The sequence below is a fragment of the Microbacterium sp. MAH-37 genome (assembly GCF_009758255.1).
Classification (GTDB): Bacteria; Actinomycetota; Actinomycetes; order Actinomycetales; family Microbacteriaceae; genus Microbacterium.
Genome location: NZ_WSEN01000008.1, coordinates 188,590 through 201,872 on the forward strand (window position 1 = coordinate 188,590; position 13,283 = coordinate 201,872).

The following is a 13,283-nucleotide window of genomic DNA, read 5'->3' on the forward strand; positions in this document are numbered from 1 at the left end:
TACGCGTGAACCCTATGCACGCTCTGTAAGGTACGGCTCCTCGAACCGTGCCAGCACGTCCGCCACGCCCGCCCGGAACCGCGGACAGGTGGCGATGTCGTGCGAGCGGCATCCCATGGCGTGTTCGGTCATCTCACGCGAGCGCCGCATCTCGTCCATCCGGCGATCGAGGTCGTCCAGATGCGCCTGGAGAACCTGATGCCGTCCGGCGCTTCCGTCGTCGAGCAGCACGCCGATCTGCTCGAGGCTCATCCCCGCGGCCTTGCTGCGCTGGATCACGGCGATGCGGACGACCTCGTCCTCGCCGTACCTCCGCCGCCCGGCGGTGTCCCGTACGGGCCGGAGCAGCCCCACGCTCTCCCAGTGCCGCAGCACGTTGGTGGGCAGATCGAAGCGGGCGGCGACCTCGCCCACGGACCACGGATGCACGGCGCTTGACTTCATGTTGACATGAAGTCACAGACTGGGGCCGAACGCAACCCATTCGTCGGAAGGACCGGACATGTACGACGCGATCATCATCGGCGGAGGCCCCGCCGGACTGCAGGCCGCCCTCACCCTCGGACGCATGCACCGCACGGTGCTGCTCCTCGACTCCGGCGAATACCGCAACGGCACGGTGCTGCACATGCACAACGTGATCGCGAACGACGGCACGCCGCCGTCGGACTTCCGCGCCACCGCGCGAGCGCAGCTCGCCGCGTACCGCGACGTCGAGCTCAGGAGCATCGCCGCCGAGGAGATCACCGGCGCAGAGGACGCGTTCGATGTGCGTCTGGCCGACGGCGCCGTGGTCCGGTCTCGCCGCATCATCCTCGCCACCGGGGTGGCCGACGAGCTTCCCGATGTGCCCGGCCTCGCCGGCCTGTGGGGCGTACGCGCGTTCAGCTGTCCGTTCTGCGACGGCCACGAGCACGCCGGCCGCCCGATCGCCGTGCTGGGCGCCGCTGCGCGCGCCGAGCACCTGATCGGCCTGCTCGGCCGCATCGCCTCATCGGTGACCGCCTTCCCGATCGGCGCGCCGTACACCGACGGGGAACGGCGGATGCTCGAGGGCGCAGGCGCCGGGGTGAGCGCGCTGCCGGTCCGCTCGGTCGCGTCGTCGACCGAAGGTGTTCTCGTCCGGACCGACACGGACGAGTCACAGGTCGCCGGTGTCTTCGTGGCCTCCGGTTCGCTGCGCCAGCGCGCCCCGTTCGCCGAGACACTCGGCCTGCGGATGCTGGACTCCGGCGCGATCGAGGTCGACGACTTCGGCCGCACCTCCGTCGCCGGGGTGTCCGCAGCGGGAGATCTGGCCCATCGCGCCGCGCTCCCCGGCCCCATGGCCTCGGTGATCGCCGCGGCCGCTGCCGGTCAGCTCGCCGCAGTGGGCGTCGTGCAGTCCCTGCTGGCCGGGTGACCACGGCCCCCTCGGGACGGAGCCTCAGACAGCCCCGAGATCGATGCCCGCAGCCGCGGGCTCGGCGTAGTCGACCTCGCGCCACACGTCGCCGACGCGCTCGAAGCTCGTGATGCTGCTCAGCGCGCAGCGCCGGGTGCGCGGATCGTGCCGCAGCCTGAGACCGGCCACGCGACGGTGGGTGATCCAGATCGGTGCCTGGTGCGACACGAAGACGACATCGCCCTCCTCCGTGGCATCCCAGGCGTCGTCCATCGCAGCAATCATGCGATCGGCGATCGACTCGTAGGGCTCGCCCCAGCTGGGCATGTTCGGGTTGCGCAGCTGCCACCAGTTCAGGGGGTTCTGCAGCGCCTTGCGCATCCGCCTGCCCTGGAAGAAGTTCCAGGGCTCGATGATCCGCTCCTCGAGCACGGGCGTCAGAGCGAACGCCGCGGCGAACGGCTCGGCCGACTCCTGGGTGCGCTCCAGCGGCGAGCAGCGCAACTCGGTCACCGGTCGCCCGAGGGCGACGACATGGTCGGCGGCTGCCTGCGCCATCCCGCGCCCCGCCTCACTGAGGTGGTAGTCCGGCAGTCTGCCGTAGAGCACGTGATCGGGGTTGTGCACCTCGCCGTGACGGACGAGGTGCAGTCGGGATGCCGGCATGCCCGCGAGTCTACTGATCGGCCGCTCTGCGGCATTCGCCCCCTCACGTAAACTGGATCGATATCCCGTCCCCTATCAGGAGGAATTCTCCGTGCTTCGCACACACACGGCAGGCTCACTGCGAGCCGAGCACATCGGTCAGACCGTCACCCTCACGGGCTGGGTCGATCGTCGTCGTGATCACGGAGGAGTCGCGTTCATCGATCTGCGGGATGCCTCGGGCATCGCGCAGGTCGTCATTCGCGACGAGGAGATCGCGCACCCGCTGCGCAGCGAGTTCGTGCTGAAGGTGACCGGCGAGGTGTCGCTGCGCCCGCAGGGCAACGCGAACCCGAACCTGCCCTCGGGCGAGATCGAGGTCACCGCCACCGACGTGGTGGTGCTCAACGAGTCCGCCCCGCTGCCGTTCCAGGTCTCCACCGGCCTCGAGGGCACCGACCCCGTCGGCGAGGAGGTGCGCCTCAAGCACCGCTACCTCGACCTGCGCCGCCCGGAGCCGGCCGCCGCGATGCGCCTGCGCTCGCAGGTGTACAAGGCCATCCGCGACGTGCTGCACGAGCGCGAGTTCATCGAGGTCGAGACCCCGACGCTGACCCGCTCCACGCCGGAGGGCGCCCGTGACTTCCTGGTGCCGGCCCGCCTGCACCCGGGCAGCTGGTACGCGCTGCCGCAGTCGCCGCAGCTGTTCAAGCAGCTGCTCATGGTCGGCGGCATCGAGAAGTACTACCAGATCGCGCGCTGCTACCGCGATGAGGACTTCCGCGCCGACCGCCAGCCGGAGTTCACGCAGCTCGACATCGAGATGAGCTTCGTCGACCAGGAGGACGTCATCGAGATGATGGAGTCCGTCATCAAGGCGATGTGGGCGACGATCGGCGTCGAGGTGCAGACCCCGCTGCCGCGGATGACCTACGCCGACGCGATGGCCCTGTACGGCTCGGACAAGCCCGACCTGCGCTTCGGCCTGCCGATCGTCGAGGCGACGTCGTACTTCGCCGAGACCCCGTTCCGCGTGTTCCAGTCGGAGTACGTCGGCGCTGTGCTCATGCCCGGTGGTGCCTCGCAGCCCCGCAAGCAGCTGGACGCCTGGCAGGACTGGGCGAAGCAGCGCGGCGCCCGCGGACTCGCGTACGTCCTGTTCAACGAGGACGGCACGCTCGGCGGCCCCGTGGCCAAGAACCTCTCCGAGTCGGAGCAGGCGGGTCTCGCCGAGCTCGTCGGTGCGAAGGCCGGCGACTGCGCCTTCTTCGCCGCGGGCTCGACCAAGGACAGCCGCGCGCTGCTCGGGGCTGCGCGCGTCGAGATCGGCCGCCGCCTCGACCTGCTCGACCCCGACGTGTTCGCCTTCACCTGGGTGATGGACGCCCCGATGTTCGAGCCGGCAGCCGATGCCGTGGCATCCGGAGACGTGGCCGTGGGCGCCGGCGCCTGGACCGCCGTGCACCACGCGTTCACCGGCCCGAAGCCGGAGTTCGAGGACACCTTCGACACCGACCCCGGCTCCGCCCTGGCCTACGCGTACGACATCGTGTGCAACGGCTCGGAGCTCGGCGGCGGCTCGATCCGCATCCACCGCGAGGACATCCAGAAGCGCGTCTTCAAGGTGATGGGCATCAGCGAGGAGCAGGCGCAGGAGAAGTTCGGCTTCCTGCTCGACGCCTTCAAGTTCGGCGCTCCGCCGCACGGCGGCATCGCGCTGGGCATGGACCGCGTGCTGCAGCACCTGACCAAGACCGACTCGATCCGCGAGGTGATCGCGTTCCCGAAGTCGGGCAACGGCTTCGACCCGCTCACCGAGGCGCCCGGCACCATCACGCCCGAGCAGCGCGCCGAGGCCGGCGTCGACTTCGTCCCCGAGGACGAGTCGGAGGATGCTCCGGCCCAGGCCTGACCCTTCCCACGAGGCCCCCGCGACGCCCGGCGCCGCGGGGGCTTCGTGCTTCTGCACCCCGTTGAGTTGGCACCTCTTGCCGCTTCGACGCCTCCAGAGCGACAACAGGTGCCAGATGAAGGCTTTGCACCCCCCTGGCAGACTGGTGGCATGCTCGATGCCCTCCCTCTGCCGCATCCGTTCGAGTCCCGTGCCGGGGCGGCGGTGCTCCGGCGCGCGACGCCGGCGGACGCGGATGCGGTGATCGCCCTGCTCGCGGATGACCCGATCAGCGCATCGCGCGGAGATCAGGCATCCGACGACGACCGCCCCGCCTACACGGCGGCGCTCGTCGAGATCCTCGCCGAGCCGTCGAACGACCTGCTCGTCGTCGAGCTCGACGGCTCGGTCGTCGGCACCCTGCAGCTCACGCTGATCCCCGGCATGGCCAGGCAGGGCGCGAAGCGCCTGCTGGTCGAGGCGGTGCGGGTGCGCAGCACACGGCGATCCTCCGGTATCGGCTCGGCCGTCATGCGCTGGGTCTCGGATGCCGCGGCTCCCGCCCTCGGCGCCGCGCTGGTGCAGCTCACCTCGGACGCCGCACGTACCGATGCGCACCGCTTCTACGAGCGCCTGGGCTACACCGGCTCGCACGTGGGCTTCAAATACCGCGTGCCACGCTGAGCGGAACCCGGTGCTTCCCTCCTGACGCTTTCGGCGCTACGTTCATCCCAGAGGGGATCATCCCTCGGACCCGAACGAGAGGGGTTGCCCTATGGCAGGTAAGTTCGAGCTCTACACGGACAAGAGCGGCGATTGGCGCTTCCGTCTGAAGGCCGGCAATGGCGAGACCATCGCCACTGGCCAGGGCTACTCGTCCAAGGCGAGCGCTCTGAACGGCATCGACTCGGTGAGGCGCAACGCCGCTGACGCAGAAGTCGTCGAAGTCGACGACTGAGAGATCAATACGGAGAGGGCGGGATGCTCGGTATCCCGCCCTCTCTCTGTGTCCTGACGATCAGGCCGTGCAGTTGTCGCAGGGCGGCGTCGCCGCCGTGCTGATGACGACGGACCCCGATCCACCGTCGGAGTGCGACCACGGAATGGATCCGGTGATGCTCGCCGTCGGGCTGTTCCCCCGGTCGACGATGTTCAGCAGCACCCGCTGGCTGTCGCCCGCAGGGATCGTGAACGTCGACGGGCTGACGGTGAAGGTCACGTCGACGCCGTTGAGCGCCAGCGTGACGGTGGACGGAATCGTGACGGTGACGGCCTCGCCGGTCGGGTTGTCGATCGTCAGCGGCTGCAGGTAGCCCTTGGTCCAGCCCTTGTCCTTGCACGAGCCGCCGGGAAGCTTGCAGGCGTTCCCTCCCGACGTGATGACCACGCCCACCTCGGACGCCGAGGCGAACGGCACCGCCGTGGCCGCGGCGATGACCGGGACGCTCCAGGCGGCGCCCTTCAGCACCGTCCGCCGTGTCGTTCCGGACTTCGTGTTCCGGTCCCCCAGAGACGCGAAAGAGTCCATGCTGATCCTCCCCAGAATCGTGATGGTGCTGCGCCCCGCCCAGTCGGGTGCGCTGTGGCGTTAGAGCCGACACCATCGTCGGCGTGCACCACGCGGCAGGCCGAATCCGGCGGAGATCCTGACCCACGGTGTGTGTCATTCCGCCGGACCGGCGTCACGCCGCGCTGTCGTGCCGGGCTACGGCGCTGTCGTCGCCTGCCCCGGATCGGCGAGTCCGTCGCGCCATGCGAGGCGGATCAGGTCCACCTTGGTGCGCGCCTCGACTCCGACGGCGGAGTACTTCTGCTTGATCCGCGCGAGGTACTTCCGTGCGGTGTCCGGCCGGACACCGAGCTCCTCCGCGGCGGCGGAGATGCTCCGGCCGTCCGCGTACAGTGCCAGGAGTCGCGCCTCCTGCACGGAGAGCCGCGGGATGCGCGCATCGTCCCTGGCCGCGGTCTCTGCAGCCTCCGTGAGTACCCGCTCACCGTCGAGAACCCGCATCGCCGCGGCGATCAGCACGTCCTCGCCGTCTGTCTTCGCGACGATGCCGTCCACTCCGGCCTCGCGCACCGCGCGGACGTCGTGCCGTGGGGCGAGCGCTGACAGCAGCAGTACGCGCATGCCCGCTCGCCGCAGGGCCGCGAGCGCGCGCAGATCATCCCCGGCCGGATCGATCGGCAGCAGCTCGGCGACCAGCAGGTGCGGCCAGTGCCTCTGATCCCTGCCCCGCATCCATTCCAGCAGCGCCGCGAGCGAATCGGTGCTGTGTACGACCTGCAGTCCCACGCGGTCGCGCAGCAGCCGCACCGCTCCGTTGCGCTGCAGCACGTGCGGTTCGACCACGGCGGCGCGTCGCGCGGCGCGCCGCAGCGTGACCCCAGTTCCTCGAGCGCCGCTCCCCCGAGCGGCGCTCCCCCTTTGCATCCCCATACTCAGACAGAGTGCGTTCGACGCGGATCATGACGCGGGAACGCGAAGAAGCCCGGACGCCGAGGGTCATCCTCGGCATCCGGGCTTCTGTGCAGACGTTGTCAGAGCACGCGCGAGAGGAAGTCCTTCGTGCGCTGCTCCTGCGGGTTCGCCAGCACTTCGCGCGGGTCGCCCTGTTCGACGATGTTGCCGTCTGCCATGAAGATCAGGCGGGAACCGACCTCACGGGCGAAGCCCATCTCGTGCGTCACGACCAGCATGGTCATGCCCTCGTCGGCCAGCTGCCGCATCACCTGCAGCACCTCGCCGACCAGCTCCGGGTCGAGTGCCGACGTGGGCTCGTCGAAGAGCATCATGTCGGGATTCATGCACAGCGCCCGCGCGATCGCGACGCGCTGCTGCTGACCACCGGAGAGGTGACTCGGGTAGGCATCGGCCTTCTCGGAGAGGCCGACGCGGTCGAGCATCTCGCGGGCGAGCTTCTCGGCATCGGCCTTCGACCGCTTCTTCACGCGCCGCTGGGCGAGCGTGAGGTTTCCGAGAACGCTCATGTGCGGGAACAGGTTGAAGCTCTGGAACACCATGCCGATGCGCTGGCGCACCCGGTCGATGTCGGTGTCCTCATCGGTGATGTCGATGCCCTCGATGAGGATCGTCCCGCCGGTGGGGTCCTCGAGCATGTTCACCGAACGCAGCAGCGTGGACTTGCCCGACCCGGACGGCCCGATGATGCACACGACTTCGCCTGCGGAGACCGTGAGGTCGATGCCCTTGAGCACCTCGTTGTCGCCGTAGGTCTTCACCAGCCCGCGCACCTCGATCGCAGGAGCGTGGGTGTCGATCGCTTCCGTGGTCATCGCTGCCTCGCCATCCGTCGTTCCAGCCACGCCACGTAGCGCGTGAGCGGGATCGTCACCACCAGGTACAGCAGCGCCGCCATGACGAACGGCGTGGAGTTCGCGAACTGCGAGATGCCGTCACGCGCGAAGGTGGTGAGTTCCTTGGTGTACAGGGTGGATCCCGCGATGAACATCAGCGAGGTGTCCTTCAGCAGCAGCACGAACTCGTTGGTCATCGGCGGGATGATGATGCGGAAGCCCTGCGGCAGCACCACCCAGAACATCGTCTTCATCGGCGACATGCCCAGCGAGCGGGATGCCTCGGTCTGCCCCTTCGGCACCGCCTGGATGCCGGCGCGAATGGTCTCGGCCATGTACGCCGAGGAGACGCAGATCAGGCCGAGAAGGCCGGCGCCCACCGACCCGCCGGGGAACTGCACCTTCAGGGCGATGGGCAGCATGAAGGCGAACGCGAAGATCGTCATCAGCGCCGGGAGGCCGCGGAAAAGCTCGATCCAGACCGTCGCGATCCAGCGGAACGGCCCCACGCTGGACAGCTTCATCAGCGCCAGCACGATGCCCAGCAGCAGTCCGCCGAGGAACGAGACCACGGTGAACACGATGGTGTTCTTCAGCCCGATCGTGATGATGCCCGGGAGCATCTGCATCGCGATCTCGGGGTTCGCGAACTGCTTCTGCACCGCCGACCAGTCGGTGACGATCAGCATCCACAGCAGCAGACCACCGAGCACGACATAGACCGTGCCCTGGTAGAGCCTGCTCCGCGTTCTCTTGCGCAGCGCCATCGACTACTCGCCGCCTCTTACTTCGCGGTGAAGTACGTGTCGTAGATCTTGTCGTAGTCGCCGCTGTCGCGCAGCTCGCCGAGGGCCTTGTTCACGTCCTCGCGCAGCTTCTCCTTCTCGCCCTTGGCGAAGGCCCAGCCGTACTGCTCGTCCGTGTTGTAGGTCTCGACGATCTTGTACGACTTGTCGGCCTTCTCGTGCTCGAGGTTCACCGGCTGGTCCTGCAGGATCGCGTCGATCTGGCCCGCCTGGATCGCCGGCCACAGCTCGCCGTCAGAGGGGAACTGCACGAGCTCGGCGCCCTTCGCGTTCTCCTTGGCGTAGTTCTCACCGGTGGTGCCCTGCTGCACACCGACCTTCTTGCCGTCGAGGTCGGCGATGCTCTCGATGCCCGAGTCCGTGCGCACGAGCAGCGACTGCAGAGAGTCGTAGTACGCGTCGGCGAAGTCGATGTTCTGCTTGCGCTCGTCGGTGATCGTCATGGCCGAGGCGCCGATGTCGCAGGTGCCGGCCGCGAGCGTCGCACCGGACTGCAGCGCGTCGAACCCGGTGTCCATCACGGCGAGCTTCAGGTCGAGCTTCTTGGCGACCGCGTCGAGCAGGTCGATGTCGAACCCGGTGTAGCCGGTGCCGTTGTCGCCGCCCTCGAACTCGAAGGGGGCGTACGGGATGTCCGAGCACACCGTGAGCGTGCCCTCGGCGACGAGGTCGTACTCGGCGCCCGCTGCGGGCTTGTCGGAGTCGCCACCGGAGCCGGGGTTGCTCGCGCAGCCGGTGAGGGCGAGGGCGGCGGCTGCAACGACTGCAGCGCCGAGGAGAAGAGGACGGCGACTGTTCATTGTCACTCCAGGGTCGGTCGGGTTCCCAGGTCTCGGGTGCATACATCCTTACACGCCGCACCTGCGCGGGTGATACCCGTATCTGACCGATCGATCACGATTGCGTTGCAGTCAGACCTCGAAATCGACGGCGACGCGGGACGCCACGACCGAGCGGATGTAGCCTGCGGCCTCCACGTGGGCGGGGTGCACCTGGTAGGCGTCGAGGGCTTCGACGTCATCGACGTCGGCGACCAGCGCGACGTCCCAGTTCGAGTCGATCGGCACCGCGTTCGCGCCGGCACGCACCGCACGCAACTGCGGCACCACCCCGTCCAGGGCGTTCAGCCGGCGGGCCACCTCGGCGGCCTGCTCCGCGCGCTCCGCGGCATCTTCGCTCGCGAGCTTCCACATGACGATGTGACGGATCACTTGACCTTCTCCTCCAGGGCTGCGCGCAGCCGGTCGGGCGAGACCCGCCAGTGCGCATGGAACTCACCGTCGATCAGCACGACGGGGATCTTCTCCCACCACAGCTCGTACAGCGCGGGGTCGTCCGCGATCGACGTCTCGACGATCTCGATGCTCTCGGCCGCGGCATCCGGCATGTCGGCGATCACCTGGTCGACGACCTCCGACGCGACGTCGCAGAGGTGGCAGTCGGGCTTGCCGATCAGCGTGAGCGTGGTCACGGCTGGTCGACCGCGCGGCCCTGGGCACGCCACTCGGCGGTGCCGCCGTCTACGTTCGTGGCGTCGTAGCCGCGCGCGTCGAGTGCCTGCACGACGCTCGCGGAGCGACCGCCCATCTCGCAGATCACGTTGAACGCCTCGGCGGGCAGCTCGTCGAGCCTGTCGCCCAGCTCGGACATCGGCAGGTTCAGGGCACCGGGCACGTGGCCGCGCGCGAATTCGTCGCGCTCGCGCACGTCGATGAGCGGGACGTCGCCGGCTGCGGCGAGCTGCTCGACGGTGATCGACTTCATGGCATCCTTCCGCGGCGCAGACACGAAGCGCCCCACCGACCAGAGGTCGAGGAGCGCTCGGTGTCGTGCCGCTTACTTCTTGTTGCGGCGCTGGTGGCGAGTCTTGCGAAGCAGCTTGCGGTGCTTCTTCTTCGCCATGCGCTTGCGGCGCTTCTTGATGACAGAACCCACGGGAACCTCTTTACGTCAGGGGCTGGGCGTCGACTCTGCGGACACCCGGGAACGGGCATGGAAAAATGCCCCGGTCGAGTCTAGCAAACCGACGGCGGTGCCGGGAACGCTCGCTCAGCCGGCGTCCGCGATGGGGCGCTGCAGCGCCTCGGCCACGGCGGACTCGGGGACGCGGTAGCTGCGGCCGAACCGGATGGCGGGCAGCTCGCCGGAGTGCACCAGTCGGTACACGGTCATCTTCGAGACCCTCATCAGCTCGGCCACCTCGGCCACTGTGAGGAATCGGACGTCAGGAACATCGGGCATCCCACATACCCCTTTCTACTGTTGCCCAACCTTAGAGCCGCGCTGCGACGGATGTAAACCTCTGTGACCAGTGTGATCGCTGTGACCTGCCGGACGTGCGCCCTCACACCCGTTGTGGAGGCCGCTCCCAGCGCGCTCGCATCCGCAGTGCATGACGCGCATAGGTGCATGCTGCAGGCTGATCGTACGGCCGCTTCTCCCAGGCGGCCGCTCCCCCAGAGGCGGACCCGGGTCCGCCGGACGCCTCCGCCAGCGGCACCTCCCCCCTGCGCTGCTGCGGAGGCGTCACTTCTCCGTCCGAGCCGCTTCCCTCGCCGCCGCATCCCGCCGCGCCTGACGCTCCTCCTTGCGAGCAGCGCGCAGCACCTTCTCCGCCTCGCGCACGCTCTTGGCCGCCGCGCGGACGCGCTTGTCGCCGGCGATCGCCGCGCTGTCGTCGCGCAGCCATGCAGCGGCATCCGCATGGGCGTCGCCGCGGTCGAGACCCGCGATGTACACCTCGACGCCCTCGAGGTAGCGCTCGATCGAGAACCGGAACGGGTCGCCCTCGGCAAGGAACACACCCGCGTCGATCGCCGCGCGCAGCGCGGGGAACTCGGCGGCGGTGACCACGCGGTCGAACAGCGCCGCCTCGCGGACCGTGATCTCCTCGGGCGACATGCCGCTGGTCCGCGCCTGTTCCGTGTACCCGGCGAGGACAGTGCCGTACCAGCGCGCCTGCCCCGTGACGGCGAGCGCCACGGCCAACCGCTCGGTCGCCTGCAGCGGCGTCTCGCCGAGGGCGTCGAGCGCGCCGTCGAGCCAGGCGGAGCTGTTCGGGGTGATCGGCGACCCTGTGATCGGCAGGGACAGGATCCACGGATGCCGCAGATAGATGAGCACCTGCGCCTCGAAGTACGCACGCAGCCGCGCGCGCCATCCGTCATGCTCGCGGATCTCCTCCGGCGGGAGGCCGATCGCCTGCTCCTCCATGAGCAGCAGCAGATCGTCCTTCGCGCTGACGTAGCGGTACAGCGACATCGGCGTGAAGCCGAGCTTCGCGGCCACCGCCGCCATCGAGACCGCACCGATGCCCTCGGCGTCGGCGAGTTCGACCGCCGCGTCCACGATCCGCTCGACGCTCATCTCGCGCTTCGGCCCGCGCTGCGGGTTCGCGGCGACGCCCCATGCGAGGGCGATCCCGCGGGGAAGCTCTTCCGGTTCGACGTCGGTCATGCACGCAATCCTAATCTTGTGTACGTAATAAACAGTGTGTTACCGTCATAAACAGTTTGGAACGTATACAGAAAGGATGCCGAGATGACTCCTGCCATCGACGTGCGGGGCCTTCGGGTCTCGTTCGGTGCGCACACCGTGCTCGACGGCCTCGACCTCGAGGTCGCACCCGGCGAGGTGTTCGCGCTCCTCGGCCCCAACGGGGCCGGCAAGACCACCGCGATCTCCGTGCTCACCACGCTTCTCACCGCAACGGCCGGCACCGTCCGCGTGGCCGGTCACGACGTGTCGTCCGAGCCGGTGGAGGTGCGCAGGCGCATCGCCCTCACCGGCCAGAGTGCCGCTGTCGACGACATGCTGACCGCCGCAGAGAACCTCGTGATGCTCGGGCGCCTCTCCGGCCTGCATCCGCGGGCCGCACGCGAGCGCGCCGACGAGCTGCTCGCGCGCTTCTCGCTCACCGACGCCGCGGACAAGCGCGTGAAGACCTTCTCGGGCGGCATGCGCCGTCGCCTCGACCTGGCTCTGAGCTTCGTCGTCGTGCCCGAGGTGCTCTTCCTCGACGAGCCGACCACCGGCGTCGACCCACGCAGCCGGCTCGAGCTGTGGGAGGTGATCCGCACGCTCGCGGATGCCGGCACCACGGTCTTCCTCACCACGCAGTACCTCGAGGAGGCGGATCTGCTCGCCGATCGCGTCGCGATCCTCGACGGCGGACGGATCGTCGAGACCGGGACCCCGGACCGGCTGAAGGCGCTGGTCGGCAGCGACACCGTCGTACTGCACGGGCCCGACGAGGCCGTGCTCGGCGAGATCCCCACCGACGGCAGCGTCGCCGGGCTCCGTCGTGCACTCGATCAGATCGACGACGCGGATGCCGCAGCATCCGTCACCCTGCGCCGGCCGACCCTGGACGACGTGTTCCTCAGCCTGACCGGCGCGCCGCGCGACGACGCCCGCATCCCCCAGGAGACCGCATGACCGCCACCGCCGCTCCCCTCGTCCTGCCCGCCCCGCGTCCCCGCATCCGCGGGTTCGCCGCCGAGCGCGTATTCGTGCGACGCAGCCTCACGCAGTCTCTGCGCGACGGCGAGTCGCTGAGCATGTCGATCATGCTGCCAGTGACGCTCATGCTGCTGTTCACCTTCGTGTTCGGCGGCGCACTGCAGTCCGACGGCAATTACGTCGACTACGTGGTTCCCGGCATCATCCTGCTGTGCGCAGGATTCGGCGCGGCGACGACCGCGACCTACGTCTCGCGCGACATGACCACCGGCATCATCGATCGCTTCCGCACCATGCCGCTGCGCGCCGGAGCCGTGCTCACCGGACACGTCGTCGCCAGCCTGGTGCGCAACCTCGTCGCCACCGCCGTCGTCATCGGCGTCGCCCTGCTGCTCGGCTTCCACCCCACCGCGAACGTCGCCGGGTGGATCGCGGCCGGAGCCGTGATCGCGCTCTACATCCTCGCGATCACCTATCTCTATGCGGCGATCGGCCTCGCGGCCGGCAGTCCGGAGGCCGCCAGCGGGTACGGCTTCATCCTGATGTTCCTGCCGTACCTGTCCAGCGCCTTCGTGCCGATCGACACGATGCCGTCGTGGTTGCAGTGGATCGCCACCTACCAGCCGGTCACGCCCATCATCGAGACCATCCGCGGACTGCTGATGGGCACCGACCTGGGCACGCAGCCGGCGTGGGCGGTCGGCTGGTGCATCGTGATCATCGCCGTCGCCGCGCTCTGGGGCGCCTGGCTGTTCGGCCGGCGGCGGAGCCGCTGACC

At 69.0% G+C, this 13,283-nt stretch carries 19 protein-coding genes; 6 read left to right on the forward strand and 13 right to left on the reverse strand.

What is annotated here, in order from left to right:
- Positions 1–12: 12 nt before the first annotated feature.
- Positions 13–444 (reverse strand): MerR family transcriptional regulator, encoded by a 432-nt coding sequence (locus tag GON06_RS11235; RefSeq protein WP_157312392.1) that lies wholly within the window; start codon positions 442–444, stop codon positions 13–15.
- Positions 445–502: 58 nt separating this feature from the next.
- Here GON06_RS11235 and GON06_RS11240 point away from each other — a divergent pair, with 58 nt between their 5' ends.
- Positions 503–1,402, forward strand: a complete 900-nt coding sequence (locus GON06_RS11240; protein WP_157312393.1) for an NAD(P)/FAD-dependent oxidoreductase — start codon at positions 503–505, stop codon at positions 1,400–1,402.
- A 24-nt stretch (positions 1,403–1,426) separates the two neighbouring features.
- Here GON06_RS11240 and GON06_RS11245 read toward each other — a convergent pair whose 3' ends face one another.
- The gene (locus GON06_RS11245) at positions 1,427–2,050 is read right to left on the reverse strand and encodes a histidine phosphatase family protein (protein ID WP_157312394.1); all 624 of its coding nucleotides are present in this window, start codon (positions 2,048–2,050) and stop codon (positions 1,427–1,429) included.
- 91 nt (positions 2,051–2,141) lie between these two features.
- On the opposite strand from GON06_RS11245, the gene aspS reads away from it, so the two are divergent.
- The 3 genes from aspS to GON06_RS11260 all read left to right on the forward strand — a co-directional run bounded on the left by aspS (position 2,142) and on the right by GON06_RS11260 (position 4,878).
- A complete protein-coding gene (aspS, locus tag GON06_RS11250) occupies positions 2,142–3,941 on the forward strand; it encodes an aspartate--tRNA ligase (RefSeq protein WP_332837434.1) in 1,800 nt (599 codons plus the stop codon).
- A 150-nt stretch (positions 3,942–4,091) separates the two neighbouring features.
- Positions 4,092–4,604 carry a GNAT family N-acetyltransferase gene (locus tag GON06_RS11255; RefSeq protein WP_157312396.1) on the forward strand — a complete coding sequence of 171 codons (513 nt, stop codon included), beginning with the start codon at positions 4,092–4,094 and terminating at the stop codon, positions 4,602–4,604.
- A gap of 91 nt (positions 4,605–4,695) precedes the next feature.
- Positions 4,696–4,878 (forward strand): YegP family protein, encoded by a 183-nt coding sequence (locus tag GON06_RS11260; RefSeq protein WP_157312397.1) that lies wholly within the window; start codon positions 4,696–4,698, stop codon positions 4,876–4,878.
- 60 nt (positions 4,879–4,938) lie between these two features.
- Here the strand turns inward: GON06_RS11260 and GON06_RS11265 are convergent, their stop codons facing one another.
- The 11 genes from GON06_RS11265 to GON06_RS11315 form a co-directional block, all read right to left on the reverse strand.
- Positions 4,939–5,448: a hypothetical protein gene (locus GON06_RS11265; protein ID WP_157312398.1), complete on the reverse strand. Its 510-nt coding sequence runs from the start codon at positions 5,446–5,448 to the stop codon at positions 4,939–4,941.
- 177 nt (positions 5,449–5,625) lie between these two features.
- Positions 5,626–6,273, reverse strand: a complete 648-nt coding sequence (locus tag GON06_RS11270; RefSeq protein WP_157312399.1) for a response regulator — start codon at positions 6,271–6,273, stop codon at positions 5,626–5,628.
- Between the two features lie 188 nt (positions 6,274–6,461).
- Entirely contained in the window at positions 6,462–7,217 is a 756-nt protein-coding gene (locus GON06_RS11275) for an amino acid ABC transporter ATP-binding protein (protein ID WP_157312400.1), read from the reverse strand.
- Positions 7,214–8,005 (reverse strand): amino acid ABC transporter permease, encoded by a 792-nt coding sequence (locus GON06_RS11280; protein ID WP_157312401.1) that lies wholly within the window; start codon positions 8,003–8,005, stop codon positions 7,214–7,216. Before GON06_RS11280 ends, GON06_RS11275 begins: the two co-directional genes overlap by 4 nt.
- Before the next feature lie 17 nt (positions 8,006–8,022).
- Entirely contained in the window at positions 8,023–8,844 is an 822-nt protein-coding gene (locus GON06_RS11285; RefSeq protein ID WP_157312402.1) for a transporter substrate-binding domain-containing protein, read from the reverse strand.
- Between the two features lie 111 nt (positions 8,845–8,955).
- Positions 8,956–9,255, reverse strand: coding sequence for a Dabb family protein (locus GON06_RS11290; protein WP_332837437.1), 300 nt, complete (start codon positions 9,253–9,255; stop codon positions 8,956–8,958).
- Positions 9,252–9,515, reverse strand: a complete 264-nt coding sequence (locus GON06_RS11295) for a glutaredoxin family protein (RefSeq protein WP_332837438.1) — start codon at positions 9,513–9,515, stop codon at positions 9,252–9,254. The genes GON06_RS11290 and GON06_RS11295 overlap by 4 nt, the downstream gene beginning before the upstream one ends.
- Entirely contained in the window at positions 9,512–9,808 is a 297-nt protein-coding gene (locus GON06_RS11300; protein WP_157312403.1) for a rhodanese-like domain-containing protein, read from the reverse strand. Before GON06_RS11300 ends, GON06_RS11295 begins: the two co-directional genes overlap by 4 nt.
- Before the next feature lie 72 nt (positions 9,809–9,880).
- On the reverse strand, positions 9,881–9,979 hold the full coding sequence (locus GON06_RS11305; RefSeq protein WP_003792170.1) for a 30S ribosomal protein bS22: 99 nt from the start codon (positions 9,977–9,979) through the stop codon (positions 9,881–9,883).
- A 114-nt stretch (positions 9,980–10,093) separates the two neighbouring features.
- A complete protein-coding gene (locus tag GON06_RS11310) occupies positions 10,094–10,285 on the reverse strand; it encodes a helix-turn-helix domain-containing protein (RefSeq protein WP_157312404.1) in 192 nt (63 codons plus the stop codon).
- Positions 10,286–10,570: 285 nt separating this feature from the next.
- Complete coding sequence (locus tag GON06_RS11315; protein WP_157312405.1) at positions 10,571–11,500, reverse strand: TetR/AcrR family transcriptional regulator; 930 nt, start codon at positions 11,498–11,500, stop codon at positions 10,571–10,573.
- A gap of 84 nt (positions 11,501–11,584) precedes the next feature.
- Between GON06_RS11315 and GON06_RS11320 the strand changes: the two genes are divergently transcribed.
- Both GON06_RS11320 and GON06_RS11325 read left to right on the forward strand, forming a co-directional pair.
- Positions 11,585–12,481, forward strand: a complete 897-nt coding sequence (locus tag GON06_RS11320; protein WP_157312406.1) for an ATP-binding cassette domain-containing protein — start codon at positions 11,585–11,587, stop codon at positions 12,479–12,481.
- A complete protein-coding gene (locus GON06_RS11325) occupies positions 12,478–13,281 on the forward strand; it encodes an ABC transporter permease (protein ID WP_157312407.1) in 804 nt (267 codons plus the stop codon). Before GON06_RS11320 ends, GON06_RS11325 begins: the two co-directional genes overlap by 4 nt.
- The last annotated feature ends 2 nt before the right edge of the window (positions 13,282–13,283 follow it).

Bases quoted from the DNA above. Each gene is read 5' to 3' on its own strand.
- GON06_RS11280 (WP_157312401.1), bottom strand. From the start codon at position 8,005: ATGGCGCTGCGCAAGAGAACGCGGAGCAGGCTCTACCAGGGCACGGTC.
- GON06_RS11275 (WP_157312400.1), bottom strand. From the start codon at position 7,217: ATGACCACGGAAGCGATCGACACCCACGCTCCTGCGATCGAGGTGCGC.
- GON06_RS11285 (WP_157312402.1), bottom strand. From the start codon at position 8,844: ATGAACAGTCGCCGTCCTCTTCTCCTCGGCGCTGCAGTCGTTGCAGCC.
- GON06_RS11255 (WP_157312396.1), top strand. From the start codon at position 4,092: ATGCTCGATGCCCTCCCTCTGCCGCATCCGTTCGAGTCCCGTGCCGGG.
- GON06_RS11325 (WP_157312407.1), top strand. From the start codon at position 12,478: ATGACCGCCACCGCCGCTCCCCTCGTCCTGCCCGCCCCGCGTCCCCGC.
- GON06_RS11315 (WP_157312405.1), bottom strand. From the start codon at position 11,500: ATGACCGACGTCGAACCGGAAGAGCTTCCCCGCGGGATCGCCCTCGCA.
- GON06_RS11260 (WP_157312397.1), top strand. From the start codon at position 4,696: ATGGCAGGTAAGTTCGAGCTCTACACGGACAAGAGCGGCGATTGGCGC.
- GON06_RS11310 (WP_157312404.1), bottom strand. From the start codon at position 10,285: ATGCCCGATGTTCCTGACGTCCGATTCCTCACAGTGGCCGAGGTGGCC.
- GON06_RS11320 (WP_157312406.1), top strand. From the start codon at position 11,585: ATGACTCCTGCCATCGACGTGCGGGGCCTTCGGGTCTCGTTCGGTGCG.
- GON06_RS11240 (WP_157312393.1), top strand. From the start codon at position 503: ATGTACGACGCGATCATCATCGGCGGAGGCCCCGCCGGACTGCAGGCC.
- GON06_RS11265 (WP_157312398.1), bottom strand. From the start codon at position 5,448: ATGGACTCTTTCGCGTCTCTGGGGGACCGGAACACGAAGTCCGGAACG.
- GON06_RS11300 (WP_157312403.1), bottom strand. From the start codon at position 9,808: ATGAAGTCGATCACCGTCGAGCAGCTCGCCGCAGCCGGCGACGTCCCG.
- GON06_RS11245 (WP_157312394.1), bottom strand. From the start codon at position 2,050: ATGCCGGCATCCCGACTGCACCTCGTCCGTCACGGCGAGGTGCACAAC.
- GON06_RS11235 (WP_157312392.1), bottom strand. From the start codon at position 444: ATGAAGTCAAGCGCCGTGCATCCGTGGTCCGTGGGCGAGGTCGCCGCC.